The sequence below is a fragment of the Patescibacteria group bacterium genome, from assembly GCA_026397045.1.
Lineage (GTDB): Bacteria > Patescibacteriota > Saccharimonadia > CAILAD01 > BJGX01 > JAPLVO01.
On record JAPLVO010000008.1, the window covers coordinates 26,211 to 46,826 of the forward strand.

Below are 20,616 nucleotides of genomic sequence, written 5' to 3' on the forward strand. Positions count from 1 at the left end.
ATGAAATCATTATCAAGAGTAATAATTGTAGGGCAACCTAATGTCGGCAAAAGTGTTTTGTTTAATCGTTTAACCCATACCAACCAAGCGATTACATCTAACATAGCCCATACAACCCGCGACCAAAATCGCGGGGTTGTTAGGCATGATTCTGTTCAATTCGAGCTGGTTGATAGTGCAGGCTTTGCTAAGACCAGCGATGAGCTAAACAAACTTGCGATATCACTTATAGAGAGTGCTGTTAACAGCAGCGACTTGGTGATATTTGTGGCCGATGGCACCAGCGAACTAAACAATAACGACCTTAGACTTGCAAAGATGGTCATGAAGAGCCGACTTCATACTATCTTGCTCATAAATAAGTCAGACAAAAAGGAGTTCCTGGATAATCAAAACTATTTTAGAAAACTCGGTTTTGAGAACATCATGCAGGCCTCAGCTCAAAACGGCCAGGGGATTAATGACCTGCTAGATGAAATCGTATTAAAAATACCCCGTAAAAAAGCCATAAAAAAGCAGGAAAGTATTAAGGTTGCGATTCTGGGGCGCCCCAATGTAGGTAAGAGTGCGCTACTAAATGCCATGGCCAAAGAAGATCTAGCACTGGTGAGTGATATTGCTGGTACGACCCGAGATGTTAATTCAGCCAGGCTCAAATACAAAGACACCACTTTAGAATTCTACGACACAGCTGGCCTTAGGCGAAGAGGTAAAATAGCGGCTGGGATTGAATTTTTTTCTACCACTAGAAGCAAATCGGCTATAGAAAAAGCTGATATCTGCCTGGTCCTAGTTGATGCTAAAGAGATGCTTACTAACCAGGATGAGCATATTATAGGCCTGATAAAAGATTCTCAGAAGGCGTTGATAGTAGTAGTTACGAAGTGGGATGCCATTGAAGACAAAGATGATAATCTGATGCAGTATCTGGCTAGCAAGATAAGCGGCCAGCTCCAGTATGTCTGGTGGGCACCGCTTATTTTTACTTCTTCTGTTGATTTTCAGAACCTAGAGAAACTTAAGGAAATAATAGTTACCGTAAACAATAGATTAGAGACAACACTACCTACTACCAAGCTCAATGAAGTACTACGAAATGCCGTCAACAGACAACCTCCGGTGACCACTAAGGGCTACCACGCCAAATTAAATTATATAACTCAGACAGCTACCAACCCACTGGAGCTGAGTATTTTTGGGACGCACCCTGAACTTATTCACTTTAGCTACCAGAGATATCTGGAAAACCAGATTCGCAAAAACTTTGAACTTACTGGGATACCCATTAAAATACTGTTCAAGAGTAAGTACAAAGATAAATAAGCTATAATATAGACTATGAAACTTATCATTGGCATTGGCAACCCAGGACAAGAATATATAAATACTCGACATAATTTAGGCTTTATGGTGCTCGACGAAATCTGCAAAACCATTAAAGTTTCTACTAAATTCGATAAGAAACTCAAAGCCGAGATGTATGCCACTATTATCGGCGGCGAGACCGTGATACTAGCCAAGCCCCAAACCTTCGTAAACTTAAGCGGGGATAGTGTAGCTAAGATAGCTACTTTTTATAAAATACAAACCAAGGACATCTGGGTTGTGTCTGATGATTTAGCGCTGGACTTTGGTACCACCCGAATAAGGGTTGGCGGGAGTAGCGGAGGGCACAATGGCCTAAGAGATATTATCGGCAAAGTAGGGGAAGATTTTACGCGCTTCAGGGCGGGGATTAGAAACGAATCAGCAGAAAAAATTTCAACTGAAAAATTCGTTCTACAAAAATTTAATCAAGAAGAGCTAGAAAACCTTGAGGTATTTATTAAAAGGGTAGCCGAGATAGTACTAGAATCACTAGAAAAAAGTCCAGAGCATAGCACTATAAAATAATACTTAAAGTTTATTCCGCTACATGCTAGCAATTAATTTTTGGACTTGATAAGCTGAGTAAAACAAATACAAAATTTGAAGAATAAAAAACAGACCAGCCGTATAAACTCGAACTGATCTGTTTATTATTCCCTTTAAGGCCCCCGAAACGGGATTTTGGCGACCGCGTAGTATATAAGTAGGCCGTGGCGTTAAAGGGAGTAATCTGCTCGCGAGATCTAAAAGGAGGGTGATTTCTAGATTTGGCCTCGCGGAGCAGATTACTCCCTTGAAATACTGGAGAAATATGTTCTTACTTAAGAACGATTAGTATACTATCACATAAGCAGTATGTTGTCAATACTTTTAACTCCTTACGCTTAATAGTTTTTGGAAGCTACAGATTGGAGCAAGAATATGAATATACAACATATATACAATAAAGACAATGCCTATCCAATTCTCTTGCGGGGCATAGCTAGCCCACCTAAGTCATTATACGCAATTGGCGAAATCCCAGATTTACCTATGATAGCTATCGTTGGCACTCGAAAACCAACCGACTATGGGCGCCAGATTTCCTATCAGCTTAGTAGCCAGTTAGCCAAAGCTGGATTTTGTGTGGTTAGCGGAATGGCCTTAGGGGTCGATGCCATTGTACATAAAGCTGCGATTGAGGCTGGCGGAAAAACTATCGCCGTGCTTGGATCTGGCCTTGATAAGCCCTACCCGATAAGTAACCATGGAATTTATAAAGAAATTGCTAGTGGTGCTGGAGCGGTAATTAGTGAATACCCATTAGGCACGCAGGCCTACAAGCAAAATTTCCCGGCCCGCAACAGAATTATAGCTGGCCTTTCATTGGCCACCATAGTGACAGAGGCAGATGCTAAATCTGGCAGCCTAATAACTGCTAATTTTGCCCTTCAGGCCAACAGGACTGTGATGGCTGTACCCGGCAATATATCTAGCCCACGGTCAGCTGGCCCAAATAACCTGATAAAGAATGGTGCGCAATTAATAACCAATATTGCAGATGTACTGGCTATATTGGGCTTACAACTACCATCGATGGTCACAGCCAAGCCTCGTGCAGATAGCAGAGAGGAGGCTCGTATAATGGAGCAATTAGCAGACAGATCCTTAACCACCGAGCAATTGATTGAGCTAACCGAGATAGATGCTATTAATATTGCCTCGATTATTAGCCTGATGGAAATAACTGGAAAGATACGAAACCTAGGGGCTGGAAGCTGGATACTTACCTAGTAAATCCTTTGCAATACTTCTATACTTATAGTATTATAGTGGTGCAATCCCATGGAAACCTAAATACTGCTAGGGCTCTTTACTTCTTCTTCCCTTTGGAGACTATCAGCCCGGCTTGGGTTAAGGACAGGTGCAGTTGCCTCCTCGGCTTCAAACTGTCTGTCTATGATCGGTCTGCAGCTATTTAGAGTGTATTACAAACCCAACGGCGCCTTGGCAAATGATTCGACTGGAACTCCAGTTAAATTATGGCAAAAGCGTGGGCATATGGTTTTTTGTCGCCAGCGTATGACGGGGTTTTAATAGTTGGAGCATTCGCTCCATCACTAAATTTATTTCCATGGGTCGGGGTTGGTTACTGATGTAGCCAACCCCTAAATTTTTTAAACAATTAAATTTACACGATACTATGTTTCAGTTCGCCCGGAACGGCGGGTAAATTTGACACCACAAAGAAATATAATATATAGTTCTTTCTCTGTACGCATTTGCAAAAAATCGAATAAAACATTAGCATTATTAAGAAAGAACAAATAGCATGCCAAAGAATTTAGTAATAGTCGAATCTCCTGCAAAGGCGAAAACCATAGAAAAATATCTGGGTGGTGATTTTGAAGTACTTAGCAGTATGGGTCATATTCGAGACCTCCCGAAGAGTGGTATAGGAATTGATATTGAAAACAAATTCAAGCCTGACTATGCTGTGACGGCTGACAAAACGAAGATCGTAAGTGCCCTTAAAAAGGCTGCAAAAGGCAAGGAAGTGTGGCTAGCAACTGACGAAGACCGAGAAGGGGAGGCTATAAGCTGGCATTTATGCAGTGTGTTGAAGCTGGATCCTGCTAAGACCAAGCGAATCACCTTCCACGAGATTACAAAGCCGGCTATCGAGGAATCTATTAAGCACCCTAGAAATGTCGACCTTAATATTGTGGATGCTCAGCAAGCCCGAAGGATACTAGACAGGCTGGTAGGCTATGAGCTCAGCCCAGTGCTGTGGAAAAAGATTCAAACTGGCTTGAGTGCTGGTAGAGTCCAATCGGTGGCTGTCCGAATAATAGTAGATAAAGAAAGAGAAATTGAAAAGTTTGATTTGAAATATGATTACAAGGTTACGGGAGTTTTTACCTTGCCAGATGGCAATTCACTGAAAGCTGAGCTATCGACTAGGCTGCCTGATTCTAAGAAGACTGAAAAATTTCTACAAGAGCTAATAGGCAAATCATATAAAGTATCAGATGTTACGAAAAGGCCTTCGAAGAAGAGCCCAGCACCACCTTTTACAACCTCTACTTTGCAGCAAGCTGCCTCTAGCCGGCTAGGGTATTCTGTTAAGCAAACCATGGTACTAGCCCAAAAGCTATACGAGGCTGGACATATTAGCTACATGCGTACCGACTCAGTCAACCTTTCTAAGACAGCTCTTGATCAAGCTGAGAAGCAAATTCGATCCGAATATGGGGACAAATTTTATAACAAAAGGATATATAAAACCAAGAGCTCTAGTGCACAAGAAGCTCATGAAGCCATAAGGCCGACAGATTTTACCCTCTCTAGTGCGGGGGCTGAGCCCAAACAAATAAAGCTCTATAATTTGATATGGTCGAGAGCAATTTCATCACAAATGGCTGATGCCCAAATCGAGAAAACTCGAGTAACTATCGCAATTGACTCTATAAAAGAAGTGTTTTTGGCTAAAGGTGAGGTAGTGGTCTTTCCGGGTTTTCTTTCAGCTTACCTATCGCCCAGCCAAGCCGACCCAAATATTTTGCCTAAGCTAACTGCTAATGACATTGTTACTCCAACTGAAATATTAGCTAACCAAACTTATTCCCGACCACCAGCCAGGTATTCTGAAGCCTCCTTGGTTAAAAAGCTCGAATCGGAGGGGATTGGGCGTCCAAGCACATACGCTCCGACAATTTCCACTATACAGGCCCGAGGCTATGTACAAAAATCAAATGATGACGGCAAGACAAGAAATATTGAAGTATTTAAACTCGCAGCTGGCGAGCTCACAAAAAATACCCAAGAAGAAAAATATGACACTGATCGGACTCGACTTGTACCGACAGATACCGGTACTGTTGTCACCGATTTTTTGGTTAAGTATTTCACAGAGATCCTAGATCCACAATTTACTGCTAAAGTCGAAAAGCAGTTTGACTTGATCGCAGAAGGCAAGGAAAAGTGGCAGAAAATGTTAGGTGAGTTTTATAAGCCATTCCATGAACTTATCACTTCCTCGGAAGATATTTCTAGAAAGGAAGCTAGCCAAAATAGAGTGCTAGGCGTGGACCCAAAGAGTAAAAAACCCATTATCGCCAGGCTGGGAAGGTTTGGTGCCATGATTCAGATCGGCGAGGTAGAGGACGAGGAAAAGCCTAAATTCGCACCAATGCCAGAAGGTCGTAAGATTGCTGATGTAACTCTAGAAGAGGCACTGAAGATGTTCGAGCTCCCGAGGACTGTTGGCGAATTACAAGATGGCACCCAAATAGTTGCCACTACCGGCCGTTTTGGACCCTATTTGAAGGCTGGAGCTCTAAATGTTTCGCTAAAAGGCGAGGACCCTTTTACCGTTACCGAGAAAAAAGCACTAGAGCTAGTAGCTGAATACCAGAAAATGCTTGATGAGCGCATCATATTAGATTTCCCAGAAGAATCGATCCAGGTACTTAATGGGCGATACGGGCCATATATTACTAATGGTAAATCTAATGCCAAGATTCCTAAGGGTACTGAGCCCAAAACACTCAAGCTGAAGGATTGCCAACTTCTTCTGAGTGCTAAAAAGACGAAATCTAAAAAATAAAGTTGACCGTAACTAGTATAAATGATATAATAATATTCATGTGAAGTGGCCTAGAACGGCTATTTTGTGAATTAGAATAAACTTTATGACTAAATATACTTCTCAACAGCTTAATACCCTCGTAGACGATGCTCTAGGTAGCCTTAAAAAAGACCGTGATAAGGAAGTCCTTCGGAGGCGTGGGGGTATTAATGTCGAGGCTCAGACGCTCGAACAGATTGGCCGAGATCTTAATATTACTCGAGAAAGGGTTCGTCAGATAGAAAAGGCGGCCCTTATTAAGATTAGGGAGCTAAATAACCATGATTATGATTTTTCCAGGTCTATCATGGAGATATTATCGCAAAAAGGTGGGCTTGTAAGCCTGATGAGTGTAAATACCGAACTTGGGCTTGACCACACAAGAGAGCCTCAAGCTATATTTCTTATCAGGACCAACCCTTCGATGCTGTTTATTGACCGTAACGACCACCACCTGCGCATCGTAGGTGATTCTTCGGTATTCACTCAAGAAAAGATTAAAGATGCCCATGATGCCCTCGTAGAAGTAATCAGGCAAAATGGTAAGCCAGCCAAGTTTGCCAGTATTTACAAGCTGATAGATGGTCCACACAGCGAAGATAGCCTGGCTGAGCTAGCTAAAGCTTCGAACTATCTAGCCGAGCTGGATGGTAGCTGGGGCCTAACTAGCTGGCCAGAGGTAAACCCAAAAAGTATTCGAGACAAAATATACCTTGTACTAAAAAAGGTGGGGCGCCCGATGCATTTCTCCGATATTGCTGAAAAAATTTCTTATTTAGCTGCTAACCCTAAAAAGGTGACTACCCAGGCTGTACACAATGAACTTATTAAAGACAAAAGATTTGTGTTGATAGGTCGTGGCATCTATGCATTAGCAGAATGGGGCTACCGATCGGGCACTGTTGCTGATATCATAGAGGAGATCCTTAAAGAAGAGGCTGGACCTCTCAATAAAGATGAAATTGTAAAGCGAGTTCTTGCAAGGCGTCAAGTAAAGACGACTACTATAGTCCTAAATCTTCAAGAAAAGCCACAATTTAAGAGAGTAAAAAAGGGCGTCTATACTCTTACTAGTAGCTAAAAAAGCAAAATATTAAAGGCAAGCGTATCACAGGCCTCTTTAGTCAAAAAATATGGAAATAATAATCAACATAATTACAACTCTAGCCCAAACCATAGGAATTATCCTTTTCCAGTTTTGGGGCTGGGTTTTTATTGCCGGCTGGTTGGCCTATCAAATTTACTCTAATAATAAAAAAATCGCCTACATCGATCGAATCGACCATACATTATTACAAATCATAGTGCCCAAAGACAACGAAAAGAGTGAATTATCTGCCGAGCAGCTGTTTGCGAGTCTGCATGGAATATTAAAACCAATCAAAGAAGATTCAGCCATTCAAGAGCACATTAGCTTCGAGATAGTTAGCCACGATCACCTCATATATTTTTATGTATGGTGTCCTAGGCACCTAAAGGACTATGTAGAGAGTCAAATATATGCTCAATACCCATTAGTCCAGATAACCGAAATGGATAAAGATTATAGTAAAAAGGACTTATTGGGTCGAACCGCCTTTACGACAGAGGTTGTACTGGTTAAAAATCAAATCTTCCCTATAAAAACATTCGCAACATTCGAGGTTGACCCTTTAGCAGGGCTAACTACTGTACTGTCGAGTCTTGGTGATAGCGAAGAAATTTGGATTCAAATGCTACTGGAACCAGTCGATGACAGCTGGCATAAGGCATCTTTAGCCTATGTAGATGAAGTCAAGAATGGAAAGAAGTTAGGACTATCGGACGATTTACGCAACAAGTCCTTGAAGGCTCCCGGAAAACTAATCAGCAGCTTGGTCTCCGCTGCTTTTACGCCTGAAACATACCGTGAAAATTCATCGGCAAAGAGTAAAGGTGGTGATAAAAAAGAATTATCTCCAGGGCAGACCACACTTTTGGCGGCCGTTGAAGCAAAAGCAGAGAAGCTAGGCTATGGGGTTAAGATACGAGTATGCTATATTGGCCAAAATCCAGCGGCTGCAAAGCAACGCTTGCAGGCTCTGGTTGGTGGCTTTAAGCAATTCAATACAGTCAATTTGAATGGTTTTGGTGGAACCCAAATGGTTGAGGGGACGGATGGGCTAGAAGACTACCAATCGAGAAAATTCGAAGACGATGGCTACATACTAAATATCGAAGAGGCGGCTAGTATATTTCATTTGCCCCACACCAGCGTGGAGACCCCCAATATAGCCTACACCTCGACCAAAGTAGGGGAGCCGCCCGCGGGACTACCAACCCTAAATAACACTAAAGCCGAAGACCTAAGCCTGTTTGGCAGCACTACTTTTAGGCAGGGGAATATAAAATTCGGAATTAAAAGAATAGACCGCGAGAGGCACCTCTATATTATTGGAAAGAGTGGAGTCGGAAAATCATTTATGCTTAACTTGCTGACTCTGAGTGATATATATCAAAATGAAGGCTTCGCGGTAGTGGACCCACATGGGGATTTTGCACAAGACATTATGAAGTTTATACCTGAGAATCGAATCAAAGATGTTATCTACATCAACCCAGATGATTCCAACTTCCCCGTAGCATTTAACCCCATGGAGTACACGGATGAAAATCGGCGAAATAATATAGCCTCCGAAATAGTTGGTGTACTAAAAAAGATGTTCGGAGATAGCTGGGGTCCTAGACTAGAGCATATTTTGAGGTTTACTCTATTGGCATTACTAGAGACACCCGACACAACAATGCTAGGCATTACCCGAATGTTAACCGACAAAAACTACCGCAAAACGATTGTGGATAACATATCTGATCCTATCGTGAAAGCCTTCTGGGTTACAGAGTTCGCTAGCTGGAACGATAAATTTGCCTCAGAAGCTGTTCAGCCAGTCCTCAACAAAGTTGGGGCCTTCACTGCTGTGCCGATCGTTAGAAATATTATCGGCCAGCCTAAGAGCTCATTTTCATTCAGAGAAGCTATGGATAATGGCAAGATAATTATTGTCAATTTAAGTAGGGGCTTAATTGGTGAGGACAACGCCGCAATATTAGGTTCACTAATTATTACCAAAATCCAACTCGATGCCATGAGTAGATCTGATATAAAAAATGTTGCTGATCGAAGGCCATTCTACCTATATGTAGATGAGTTTCAGAATTTTGCGACCGAGTCTTTTGCCGTCATATTATCCGAAGCCCGAAAGTATGGCCTAAGATTGACAGTAGCTAATCAGTACATCTCGCAGATGCCTGATGAAGTTAGGGACGCGGTGTTTGGCAATGTTGGCTCAATGGTAACCTTCCGTGTTGGTGCTGATGACGCCGACTACCTATCAAAGTACTTTGAGCCGGTATTTGAGCCTAAAGACCTTGTAAACCTTGATAAGCGAGATATATATGTATCTATGAGCATTGGCGGACAAACCTCTAATGCGTTTAGTGCCAAGAGCCTAAATATGCCAACTCCACAATATGATCATACCCAAGCAATTATAGAAAACTCGCGAGAGAATTACTCTTTGAAGAGGGCAGATGTAGAGGCTCTAATCGCAAACTGGGTATCCCCGGAAAGTCCCAAGGGAAATGAATCTAATGGCAAACCACAGTTGACTGGAGGCAATAGTGCTAATCCCGTCGCTAACACAGCTTCTGCTAAGCCTGCTCAGATAAGGCCAGAAATAAGCGGCGTAGAGCCCAAAAAATATAGTGAGCTGATTAAAAGCAAGCCTAATACTAATCGCAAAAGATACAACAATAGCAACAAGTATAAGAGTAATAAGTCATATTAGAAAGTAGGCTCTTTTGCCTACGCAAAAGGTATAAAGAGCAGTACTGAGACACCTTAATTAGGATATTTTATTGTGTCGCACAATATATCTTTTGCGACATGCGCAATATATTTACAGTAATTTAACGAATATTTTTTATATCCTGATATTATATCCATTTGATAATTAGATATTTATTATCCACCATTCCCCTGTTTCCACTAATAGGGGCCGGGTGCCGTGAGACTGAGCATTCATGATGTATAGTTAATATAGCTAGTATTTAGCAATAAACAAAAACCGAACATAGGAGAGCGTTGAATAGTTACTATTACTTGTAGAAGGCCCGGCCATCAACCCTTAAATCAATATATTCAGATGGTTTTTTATTCTCTGCGGCAAGTAAATCTAGTGTAGAGCTAAGCGATCTAATTTGCGATTCTGGTGATGCCAGAGAGTTAAATCTGATTTCGTACCCAGAGGTAGTTTGGACTCTGAGTTCTACAGTGGTATCTGATACGGACATCAGACTTGGCCCGAGATTACTCGACTTAATAAATTCGAAGACCTTATTGGTAAAGTCGACAAAATCCCTGCCGACAACTCTGTCTCCAGTTTTGGTAGGAATGTTACTATTATCATTTACAAGGGGTAGTTCGCCAAGCTGACCCGCCTGAAGCTCACTCATCACGCTACCATTGACCGACACTACATAACTCTTACTACCAGTTTTCCAGACCAACGAAGGTTTTTGTTCATCTGTCTTTATGCTAAGCCTGTTAGGAAAAGATTTCTGCACTATGATGGATTCTTGGCCCGTGAAAGTTTTCTGCAAGCTAGTCTTTAACTCTCCTCCATTCATAAAAAGCCAATTTCTTCCCAGTAGTCTAGATGACAAATACTTGTCTGTCTCTTCTTTTAGCCCCTGTGATAAAGATGTGTTCGGTCCTTGTACATCTACCCTACTTATCAGAAATAGATTAGAGAAAAAAACTGCATAGGTAACCAATGTTAAAGCAATAATATAGGGAGAATAATGCCATAGTCTTCGCAGTATATCAGATAGCCTCATTGCTTCTTTGGGCTTGGCTGAGCCATCTGGATCATTACTTTTTAGAGGCATAAATTCATAAGCCCTTTTTACATCTCGACGCTTCAAGCTTTTGCTCCAGGTGAACTATGTTTGCCAGTGTTTACAATTATGTTTGCCAAATCCTCGGCTGAATTGGGTATGAAAAATTTATGAATTGTATCAGAAATATAAGCTAATGATTTTTTATCACCAATCAGCCTAGAGATCTCGTTAATAAGGCCCAAGCCTTCCATATCCTTTTGCTGTAGTAGCCTCACTGCCCCATGTTTTGACAAATACTGGGCATTTTTTAATTGATGATCGTTAGTAGATGTTGGCAGAGGGATTATAATTGCTGGCTTGGACATCGCCGATAACTCCGCAAGTGAATTCATCCCGGCCCTCGAGACGACTACATCTGCCCAACGATATGCTGCAGGCATATCTTTTGATAAAAACCCTTCTGGCTGGTAGGATTTTTTTAGTTCTGCTGGAAGTCTGTGTCTCATGTATCTAGCCTTCTCTTCTCCCTGCTCTCCAGCAATATGCATAATATTAAAATTCTTAGTAAAAAGTTCTAAATTATTAAAAATGTTTTCGTTGATCTCTGCCGCTCCCTGGGAGCCTGCGAAAACTAGTATGTTCGGTTTTTGTCCGCTACTCTCTCTCGTGCGACCCGGCCCGAGTCGAGTAAACTCTGGCCTTACCGGGTTACCGGTGAAAAACAGCTTACTACTAGCGATATCAGGGTACAAGGTGGTTGGGAAGCTAACTCCAACAGCTTTGGCGTGTTTAGATAGTATCCGATTTGTTTTACCCATAATAGAATCTGATTCGTGTATTACATATGGCACTTTTGCCCTGCCTGCCGCTAAGCCGACTGGCAAGCCAACATAACCACCTTTTATAAATACTACATCAGGCTTAAATTGCTTTATGATTTTTCGGCTAAGTGAATAAGCCTTTATCACCCTACTAATATCCTTTATGTTATGCAGCTGGGTCTTAAGATCAGCAATCTCCCTTGCTCCTCCCCTGCCATAACGGCGATACTTGCCACTAGGTATTACTTTGTAGCTAATATTTGCCTCTTTTAGAAGCCTGAGCTCATAATCCTTGCCGGAACATACGAACAAAATATCAGAATCAGGACTTAGCTTGCGAATCGATGCGATTACGGCTAGAACTGGCGATATGTGACCTGCGGTTCCGCCCCCTACTACTAGTATCTTCATCATAGACCTCCTTATATGTATATTTAGAAATATTCTGCAAGATACCAATTCCTCCCAATAAAGCTACTAGGCTGGTTCCGCCATAGCTTACAAAGGGCAATGGTATGCCAGTCAACGGTATAATATTAAGCATAGCAGATATATTAATTATCGACTGAAAACCGATCCAGCAGCTTATACCTATGGCCAATAACCTACCAAAGTTATCTGGCGCCGACTTAGCTATTTTCACACCTCTCCAGACAAGAGCAGTGAAGACTACTATTATACTACTAGTGCCAATCAAGCCAAACTCTTCGCCGATGATGGCAAAAATAGAGTCATTGGTGGCCTCTGGAAGGTAGCCGTATGCCTGAAGGCTTTTACCAAGGCCTCGGCCCAAAAAACCGCCACTGCCTAGGGCGATCAAGGCCTGGTTAATGTGATAGCCAGAACCTGCTGTATCATCGCTGGAGTTAAGAAATGTTGCCAACCTAGCTAACCTATATGGAGCGATTAAGATAAGTACCCCAGCACCACCGACTAGGCTTAATGCGGCAGCACTGAAATTCCATATAGGAACACCGGACACCAAATACATAGATAGCATTGTCAAAATTATAACCATTGCACTGCCCATGTCTTTTTGTAAAAGAATTGCACTGGCTGCGACAAGTAGTATTAAGAACATAAATGGCACCAGGCTTTCGAAGGGGCTCTTTAGTTTGTCTTTATTTTTGCTTAGCCAGGTTGCCATAAATATCACCGAGCCGACCTTCAAGAATTCTACTGGCTGGAAGTTGATAAAGCCTATTTTGACCCATCTAGTGGCACCACCGCTACTAACTGCAACCCCCGGAATAAGAACTAAGAACATCAGTGCGAAAGCTCCCCAAAATATCGGCGTGGCATATTTCTGCCAAAAATGGTAGTCGGTTTTAGCCGCTATGATCCAGGCGAATAATCCCACTACTAGCCCAGCCAGTTGCTTAAAGAAAAAAGAATTATTATCACTCTCGCCTGCAGTTTGCTTCAATATAGCAATCCACCCAGTAGAGAAAATCAAAATAAGACCAACGCCGACTAATATACCTACTAATATGGTGAGTAAATAATCTGGTCGGTGCTTATAAAATATAGTTTTTTTTGTTTTATTTTTTGGTAGCATTCTTTAGTATCTTAGCCCTTACCGACTAAGCCAATCATCAGCCCTAAGCCGGCGCATACAGCGCCTATTATCCACAGCCTCATTGTGACTTTTGTCTCTGGCCAGCCAATTGCCTCTAGGTGATGATGCAGCGGTGCCGAAATAAATATTTTTCGCTTAAATAGCTTCTTGGAAATAATCTGCACCAGGCTCGAGCCTGCCTCCATAACAAAGACAAAGCCAATAATAGGAAGGACAAAAACAGAATTCGTCAGCATTGCTACCACTCCAAGAGCCGTTCCAAGGGCAAATGAGCCTATATCCCCCATGAAAAACCTAGCCGGGAATATATTAAACCAAGTATAGGCCAGCACAGCCCCTACTGTAGCTAGGCAGAACCCAGCTATCCCGATATTACCTTGGGCTAAGGCGATGATTCCAAAGGCCCCAAAGGATGCAGCTAAGAGGCCACCCGACAGACCATCTAGGCCATCGGTTATATTCACAGCATTAGATGTGGATACAATTACCAAAACAAAGAGCGGAATATAAAGAATTCCAATTTCGAAATCCCCGACTGCTGGGATATGGATCAGGCTATATTTGAGCCTATAATAGAAGTAAAGTGCACCAATAACTGCTATGACCATTATTAGCAAGAACTTTATTGTTGATCTAAGACCAGCGACTCCTTTACCAGAACCTCTGATGTTGATAATATCATCAATCAAGCCGATTGACCCGGCCGATATGAGGCCAAATACTAAAAGATATGTTTGATTACGCGACCAATTCGTGAGTAAAGTAACTGCAGATATCGCAATAACTGTCACAATACCAGCCATAGTGGGTATGTTTCTTTTGTGTTTGGCAGCATGGAGCCGGGCAAACACAGTGGCTTTCTCGCCAGTAGTAGCCGTGTCTCTAATTTGCTTCCAGAGTTTTAGCTTGAACGCAAAGTATGTATATACAGGAGTCAGGGCAATTGCTACGCCAAAACCCAGTGAGGCTTGAACCAAAAGTATAAGAAAGTTTTGGGTTAATAGTTGGTCTGTCATGTTTGTATACTTAATTCTACCAAAATCTGGCCTTAATTCCCATTCGGAGGCACCTGATAATAAATAAAGAGCTGCTTGGCGACTTCCGCAAAGGCTGGAACTGCAGTCTTTTCTGCGAATCCATCAACCTTGGGGTAATCAACTCTTACTAGCATAACAAACTTAGGATCCTCAACGGGCCCAAAGCCAACGAAACTTCCAATGTTCTTTGACTCCTCATAGCCCTGGCCATCAGCCTTAGGAACCTGTGCGGTTCCAGTTTTGCCTGCGATATTATAGCCCTTCATCCTGGCCGGCCAACCAGACCCCTTAAGCACCACTTGCTCCATCATGCTAGCTACCGTTGCAGCCGTCTGAGCGGATATTACATTATCTCTTATAACTTCTGGCTTTTTTTGTTTGATTTCGCCAGATTGAGTGATTTCTTTGTCCACTAAGTAGGGCTTATAGAGTGTACCCCCATTAGCCACTACTGCCACAGAGTTGATAAGCTGTAAGCTAGTGCTCGAAAGCCCCTGACCAAAGCTCATATTAGCGTAATCTACATCTGGGCTATCTGGATCTTTTATAAAACCTTTTGATTCACCGGCCAGCTCAATGCCTGTGCGCTCACCAAAGCCAAACTTTTTGATATAGTCGTAAAATACCTCCTTGGACTTGTAAGTGATCTTATTCGGATCAGTCCCGAGCTGTTTTAATACAAATACTACCCCAGTATTTAAGGACTTCTGAATGACATCAACCATGCTTGATGTGCCATACTTCTTATTGTCAGCGTTCTTGACTACCCTATCATCAATCTTAGATTCTCCAGTGTCCTCGTATTTAGTATCTGGTTTTACCTTGCCTGTTTCGATACCAGCCGACATTGTTATAACCTTAAAGCCAGACCCAGGCTCAAATAAATTGGTTATAGAACGATTTAAGAACTTGCTATACTCATCTTGCGGAACAGCCTGATAATTATTTGGGTCATAATAAGGATAGTTAACCATTGCTTTTATTGCTCCAGTTTTCGGGTCCATAACTATTATGCTGCCATTTTCGGCTTTATTATTTTTGACTGCCGTCTCGAGTGCTTGGGCGGCCATAGCCTGTATATTCCTGTCGATTGTGAGGACAAGGTCGCTGCCGTCTTTAGGCTTGATGAGCGTGTTCTCATTGGAAGTTATCGGCACGCCTTGAGCATCAGTTACGGCCCTGTTGACTCCATCTACGCCAGCAATTGTCTGGTTCATATACTCCTCAATACCATATTGCCCAGATTCGTCATCATTTACATAGCCGGTAATGTGCGAAAATAGCTCACCTTCTGGGTAGTTTCGGCCATCTTGAGGGATTAATATAACCCCAGCTATATTCATTTTTTTTACTTCTTCGGCTTCATTAGATGATAGCTTTTTATTAATAACAACATAGCGCTGATCTTTATCAGATAATTTAGAGCGTAGCGCTTCGCGATCCGTGCTCCCAAGGTATCCAGATAGTTTATCAACACTTTCGTTAGGGTCCTTAATATACTTTGGGTCTGCGGCCAATAGATACCGCTGCTGGTTTAATGCGATTGGATAGAGTTCGTTATTACCATCCTGAACATAAATCTGGCCTCTCTTGGCATTAATTACAAATTTTCTAGATTGCTGAGCATTCGCTTTTTGTATGTAGGAATTATGCATATAAACTTGTACATAAACTAGCTTAAAAATCACAACAAACACGAAAATACACATCGTTACAGATATAAATACAATGCGCTTATTAAAATCATTGGCTGGGCTGCTGCTATTTGGCATATAGTTATCGGGCAGTGGTATATGAAACCGTCTTGACGGCCGAAAGCTTGGCTGTTTCAGAAGCCTTTTTAGCTTCAGATATAGTTTGCAATCTGGCGGCATCGATGGAAAGATTCTCTCTTGTCGATTGGAGCTCAGTCTGCCGACTCTCTAAGTTAGATATTTTATAGTTAAATGTTGATGTTTTAGTCACTTGATTAAGATACATCAAGCCAAGCAAAATTACCAAGCCTATCAGCATTAGAGATGTACTGACTGGCCCTGATTGTACCTTAATTTTATTTTTGACAAAGTTCTGATTCTTTCTTAGTGACATCGCTCTTGTTGACATTTAAACTCCTGATTTATTTTTGTTTTTGTTTTTGTTTTTGCTTAAATTAAGTAAGAAATTACTTAACTACACGGACTTTGAGCTTGCGGGAACGTGGAGATTGATCTTTTACTACGATACTCATATTTTTGACTCCTTTTTTTGTTTTTGTTTAATTTATCTTTTCAACGGCTCGGAGCATAGCGCTCCTTGCTCGTGGGTTGTTATCATTTTTAGAACCTTTTACTGGTTTTTTATTCACCAGTCTAAAGTTTGGTGTGCCTATTTCCATACCAGTTACATAATCTTTTTCAGAATTTGTTATTCTTTTAAAGTACTGCTTAACTATTCGATCTTCAAGGCTGTGAAAGCTAATTATCGCCATTATCCCCTTGGACTTAAGGCACCTGCTTGCCATTGGTAAAACCCGCTCAAGACTATAAAGCTCGGCATTAACTTCAATTCTTATGGCCTGGAAAGTCTTGGTCGCTGGGTGGACCTTGGTCTTACCGGGTAGGGCGCTGGAAACTATACTAGCTAGCTCAGTGGTGCTGGCAATGGCCGACACTGACCTTGCCAAGACGATTGCTTTGGCAATTTGTCTCGAACGGGATTCTTCACCATATTTGTATATGATGCTAGCTATGTCGGATTCGTCATATCCGTTGACTATCTCTAGGGCGTCTTTTGCCTGGGTGGTATCCATCCTCATGTCTAGCCTGGCGTCCTTACTAAAGCTAAATCCCCTTGTGGGGGTGTCTAGCTGCGGTGATGAGACACCAAGGTCCAATAGGATTCTGTCAGGCTGGGGGATATTATCCCAATTAAGCTCTGCGAAGTTGCTGTGCAGGAAATCGATGTTTGTATGGCTCGCAAATTTCTTTCTAAGATAGCTTAAGGCGTCTGTATCTCTATCCACGAGGATGAGATGTCCGCTAGGGCCAATCTTGGAAAGTATTGCTTCAGCATGTCCTCCATAGCCTGCTGTGCAGTCTAGCACGGTCTGCCCGCTTTCTAAGCCCAGAAGATCGATAGTTTGCTGTAGTAATACTGGTATGTGTAATTTCATTGTCAAGGTCACCTATTTAGCAGCCAGCTGTTGATTTTTGTTTTTGTTTTTTTGGTAAAGTAGCTCAGGGCGGTTAGCCTCTGAACTGCTATGTGGTAAGGACTTATTTAATAAGTCCTTATTGAGTGTGTGAGATAGTTTGTGAGGTGGAGTTTGTATTAACATAAGATGCTAGGGTCTTTATTTAAGCGTCACCCTCCAGAAACGCTTACTGACTGCCAAATAGTCGACTTTGTGTTTTTATTTTTGTTTTTTTAAGGATCTGGCTATTATAAGTCCATCGAAAGGTTTTACTTAGCTACTATTCGCCAGTACTTGCCGGCACGGACCATGGCAACTGTGCGAGCATTTGTAAGTAAAGCCATTTGATGGGCTTCTAAGGTTACTCTCCCCTGCTTGGAGTCGAGTTTTGAGGTTGATTTACCGATGCGGAATTTAACGTTCAAATCAGCGATTGATTCATCTAGAATATCACCTGATAGCGCATTTTCCATTTCGTTGTCCCATACCTCTTTAGAGTAAAGGTGCAGATATTGGCCGAAGCCTTGGGTAACCACTACTTCGTTTCCTAACTCGCTCTGTAATTCTCGAGGAATTGTGAGCCTATTTTTGTCGTCTAGTTTTCTTTCGAAGTAATCCATTGTCTTTTCTTTTGTTACCCACTTTTACCCACTAGGACTATTGTACTCCACAATCTTACCCACTGCAATAGCTTTAAGGGAGTTTTTTTATAGTTTCCAATAAGATTTTTGCAATCTTATAGAGCGAACAAAAAGCGAATTACCCACTACTAATGTTTGCTATAATAAATTACATGAGACATCGTAAAAAGATTTCTGCAGATTATTTGCACAGTGGTTTTTTTGGTATAGAAGACAGCCTGGTGTCCACTACTGGTGCACTAGCAGGTATCGCCATTAGCTCAACCAGTAAGGCAGCAATTATTTCTGCGGCGCTAGTTATAATTGCGGTAGAATCTACTTCTATGGCCGCCAGTGAGTTTGTAAGCGAGGAGACTGAAGAAGATGTCGAGAATACCAAAAACCCTGCTAGCCCTCTAATTAGCGGCCTAATTATATTTGTTGGCTACATAGTAGCTGGCATTATTCCCCTCGCTCCCTACTTACTATTGCCTAAACTTCAGGCAATACCCGTAAGCATCGGCCTAGCCTTAACGGGGCTGTTTTTGCTTGGTATTTACAAAGGTAAAATTAGCCACAAGAGCCCGTTGCGATCAGCGCTAGAAGTGCTAATAATCGGCGGTGTTGCAGCTGGAATCGGTGTTGCAGTTGGCTTGATATTTAAGGTCTAGTAATGGCAGTTAGTTCGTGGTATTTCTGCCAATACTCTATTGGAAGTGAAGGATCGTCAATTGGAACAGAATCTTCAAAATCTTGCTGAAAAGCTGGCGAACTAATATCTAAAATCTTTAAACCATTTGGTCCCGCTATCCAGCAATCAACCCATCCAGCACCTTCACTGACTTCACCGCTTTTCATATCAACCTCAGTAACTTGAATTTCACCGCTCGGCAGTATTGCGAGTAGCGTGCCGCTACCTTCAACTACCTGTCGTTTCGCGGTATAACCTTCTTTGGTGATATTCATAACTGGACATGCGGCATTGGGATTAATCTCGAATAAAGCACCGTCAGCTTGTTCTTCGGTTTTGTCTAAATATTTAATCGCAAAGATTCGATAATCTTTATTTGAGTCTATTTCTGTTAGTTCAGATTCTAAATCATATTTTATTGGGTGGAACTTTTCATCTGGTCCCAGCAGACCGCCGATATCAATACCTGGCTTTGGAGCTGTTTCAGACATGTAGCCTACCTGTAAGGTAACGCTTGAGTTCTTCAATCTTAATTCGTTCTTGTGCCATAGTGTCGCGATCTCGTACGGTGACGGCTTTGTCTTCTAAGCTCTCAAAGTCTACTGTCACGCAGTATGGAGTGCCAATTTCGTCTTGGCGCCTGTAGCGCTTGCCGATAGATTGGGTTTCGTCGTACTCCACATTGTATTCACCTGCAATCGATCTAAATATCTCATGAGCAACATCGCTTAGTTCGGGTTTTTTGCTTAGCGGCAAAATAGCAACTTTAACAGGTGCGATTCTGGGGTCAAATTTCATCACCACTCGCTTCTCGTCATTAACTTCTTCTTCGGTGTAGGCATCTACAAGTGCTGCCAAAAACAGCCTATCTACACCAACTGATGTCTCTACCACCCAAGGCAAGGTGTGCTCTTTTGACTCTTCATTAAAATATTCTAGCTTCTGACCACTGTATTTTGAGTGTCTACTTAGATCCCAGTCTCCACGATTATGGATTCCTTCCATTTCCTTGAAGCCAAATGGAAAATTATACTCGATGTCCCAGGCGTCTTTGGCGTAGTGGGCTCGCTCGTTCTCGCCATGCTCTCTAAAGCGTAAATTATCTTTTCGCAAGAAGCTTTGGTGCCACTGCATACGGCGCTCTTTCCAGCTTTCAAAAACTTCTTTAGCATTATCGGGCTCAACGAACATTTGCATTTCGGCCTGCTCAAATTCGCGCTGTCTAAACAAGAAGTCGCCTGGAGTTATTTCGTTACGAAAGGCCTTACCTATTTGGGCCACGCCAAATGGTAATTTGGCTCGAGTTGTTTCGCGTACATTATTAAAGTTTGTGTAAATTCCCTGGCAGGTTTCGCCTCTTAAATAAGCTGTCGCGCTAGAATCTTCAATTGGACCCAGAAAAGTCTTCATTAAAAGATTAAAATGTCTTATATCTGTCCAGTCGTGTTCTTTACAGTTTGGGCATACAATATCAATTAGCTTAGAATTGAGCTCATCTACATCAACGCTATCAATGTCTGCTAGCTTGTCGGCCCTATAGCGTTTCTTGCAAGCCTTACAGTCTATCATTGGGTCGCTAAAACGCTCAACATGGCCACTCGCCTCCCAGACCTTTGGGCTTTGAATAATTGCACTATCTAGACCGGTGATATTCTCGTTCGTATAGACCATTTCTTTCCACCACAGCTTCTTGAGATTATTTTTTAGCTCAACGCCGTATGGGCCAAAGTCGTACATACCGCTAACGCCACCGTATATTTCACTGGCCTGAAACACAAAACCGCGCCGCTTGGCGTAGCTAACTAACTCTTCCATGGATATTTTTGGATTGCTCATTTCTATATTATAGCCCAGAATCT

Annotated in this window: 17 protein-coding genes; 7 read left to right on the forward strand and 10 right to left on the reverse strand. The window is 42.1% G+C overall.

The window, feature by feature from the left end; translation table 11 throughout:
• The 6 genes from der to NT111_00940 all read left to right on the forward strand — a co-directional run bounded on the left by der (window position 1) and on the right by NT111_00940 (window position 9,783).
• Window positions 1-1,323, forward strand: a complete 1,323-nt coding sequence (der, locus tag NT111_00915) for a ribosome biogenesis GTPase Der (GenBank protein MCX6804565.1) — start codon at window positions 1-3, stop codon at window positions 1,321-1,323.
• 15 nt (window positions 1,324-1,338) lie between these two features.
• Window positions 1,339-1,893, forward strand: coding sequence for an aminoacyl-tRNA hydrolase (gene pth, locus NT111_00920; protein ID MCX6804566.1), 555 nt, complete (start codon window positions 1,339-1,341; stop codon window positions 1,891-1,893).
• A gap of 396 nt (window positions 1,894-2,289) precedes the next feature.
• The gene (gene dprA, locus NT111_00925; GenBank protein MCX6804567.1) at window positions 2,290-3,141 is read left to right on the forward strand and encodes a DNA-processing protein DprA; all 852 of its coding nucleotides are present in this window, start codon (window positions 2,290-2,292) and stop codon (window positions 3,139-3,141) included.
• A 538-nt stretch (window positions 3,142-3,679) separates the two neighbouring features.
• Window positions 3,680-5,956: a type I DNA topoisomerase gene (gene topA, locus NT111_00930; protein MCX6804568.1), complete on the forward strand. Its 2,277-nt coding sequence runs from the start codon at window positions 3,680-3,682 to the stop codon at window positions 5,954-5,956.
• An 85-nt stretch (window positions 5,957-6,041) separates the two neighbouring features.
• Window positions 6,042-7,058 (forward strand): hypothetical protein, encoded by a 1,017-nt coding sequence (locus NT111_00935; GenBank protein ID MCX6804569.1) that lies wholly within the window; start codon window positions 6,042-6,044, stop codon window positions 7,056-7,058.
• Between the two features lie 52 nt (window positions 7,059-7,110).
• A complete protein-coding gene (locus tag NT111_00940) occupies window positions 7,111-9,783 on the forward strand; it encodes a type IV secretion system DNA-binding domain-containing protein (protein MCX6804570.1) in 2,673 nt (890 codons plus the stop codon).
• Between the two features lie 310 nt (window positions 9,784-10,093).
• On the opposite strand, the gene NT111_00945 is transcribed toward NT111_00940, so the two are convergent.
• From NT111_00945 to NT111_00980, 8 genes are all read right to left on the reverse strand, one after another.
• Window positions 10,094-10,885 carry a cell division protein FtsQ/DivIB gene (locus NT111_00945; GenBank protein ID MCX6804571.1) on the reverse strand — a complete coding sequence of 264 codons (792 nt, stop codon included), beginning with the start codon at window positions 10,883-10,885 and terminating at the stop codon, window positions 10,094-10,096.
• Between the two features lie 32 nt (window positions 10,886-10,917).
• Window positions 10,918-12,072, reverse strand: a complete 1,155-nt coding sequence (locus NT111_00950; GenBank protein ID MCX6804572.1) for a UDP-N-acetylglucosamine--N-acetylmuramyl-(pentapeptide) pyrophosphoryl-undecaprenol N-acetylglucosamine transferase — start codon at window positions 12,070-12,072, stop codon at window positions 10,918-10,920.
• Window positions 11,981-13,216, reverse strand: a complete 1,236-nt coding sequence (gene ftsW / locus NT111_00955) for a putative lipid II flippase FtsW (GenBank protein MCX6804573.1) — start codon at window positions 13,214-13,216, stop codon at window positions 11,981-11,983. Before ftsW ends, NT111_00950 begins: the two co-directional genes overlap by 92 nt.
• A gap of 11 nt (window positions 13,217-13,227) precedes the next feature.
• Window positions 13,228-14,253, reverse strand: a complete 1,026-nt coding sequence (gene mraY, locus NT111_00960; GenBank protein MCX6804574.1) for a phospho-N-acetylmuramoyl-pentapeptide-transferase — start codon at window positions 14,251-14,253, stop codon at window positions 13,228-13,230.
• 32 nt (window positions 14,254-14,285) lie between these two features.
• Window positions 14,286-16,046, reverse strand: a complete 1,761-nt coding sequence (locus NT111_00965) for a penicillin-binding protein 2 (protein MCX6804575.1) — start codon at window positions 16,044-16,046, stop codon at window positions 14,286-14,288.
• A 4-nt stretch (window positions 16,047-16,050) separates the two neighbouring features.
• Entirely contained in the window at window positions 16,051-16,377 is a 327-nt protein-coding gene (locus tag NT111_00970) for a hypothetical protein (GenBank protein ID MCX6804576.1), read from the reverse strand.
• Between the two features lie 151 nt (window positions 16,378-16,528).
• A complete protein-coding gene (rsmH, locus tag NT111_00975) occupies window positions 16,529-17,425 on the reverse strand; it encodes a 16S rRNA (cytosine(1402)-N(4))-methyltransferase RsmH (protein ID MCX6804577.1) in 897 nt (298 codons plus the stop codon).
• 290 nt (window positions 17,426-17,715) lie between these two features.
• Window positions 17,716-18,066 carry an MraZ N-terminal domain containing protein gene (locus tag NT111_00980; protein MCX6804578.1) on the reverse strand — a complete coding sequence of 117 codons (351 nt, stop codon included), beginning with the start codon at window positions 18,064-18,066 and terminating at the stop codon, window positions 17,716-17,718.
• A gap of 173 nt (window positions 18,067-18,239) precedes the next feature.
• Between NT111_00980 and NT111_00985 the strand changes: the two genes are divergently transcribed.
• Entirely contained in the window at window positions 18,240-18,737 is a 498-nt protein-coding gene (locus NT111_00985) for a VIT1/CCC1 transporter family protein (protein ID MCX6804579.1), read from the forward strand.
• On the opposite strand, the gene NT111_00990 is transcribed toward NT111_00985, so the two are convergent.
• Both NT111_00990 and NT111_00995 read right to left on the reverse strand, forming a co-directional pair.
• Window positions 18,727-19,248, reverse strand: coding sequence for a hypothetical protein (locus NT111_00990; GenBank protein ID MCX6804580.1), 522 nt, complete (start codon window positions 19,246-19,248; stop codon window positions 18,727-18,729). The two genes, NT111_00985 and NT111_00990, sit on opposite strands and share 11 nt — an antisense overlap.
• Entirely contained in the window at window positions 19,241-20,593 is a 1,353-nt protein-coding gene (locus tag NT111_00995) for a glycine--tRNA ligase (protein ID MCX6804581.1), read from the reverse strand. Before NT111_00995 ends, NT111_00990 begins: the two co-directional genes overlap by 8 nt.
• Window positions 20,594-20,616: the final 23 nt, after the last annotated feature.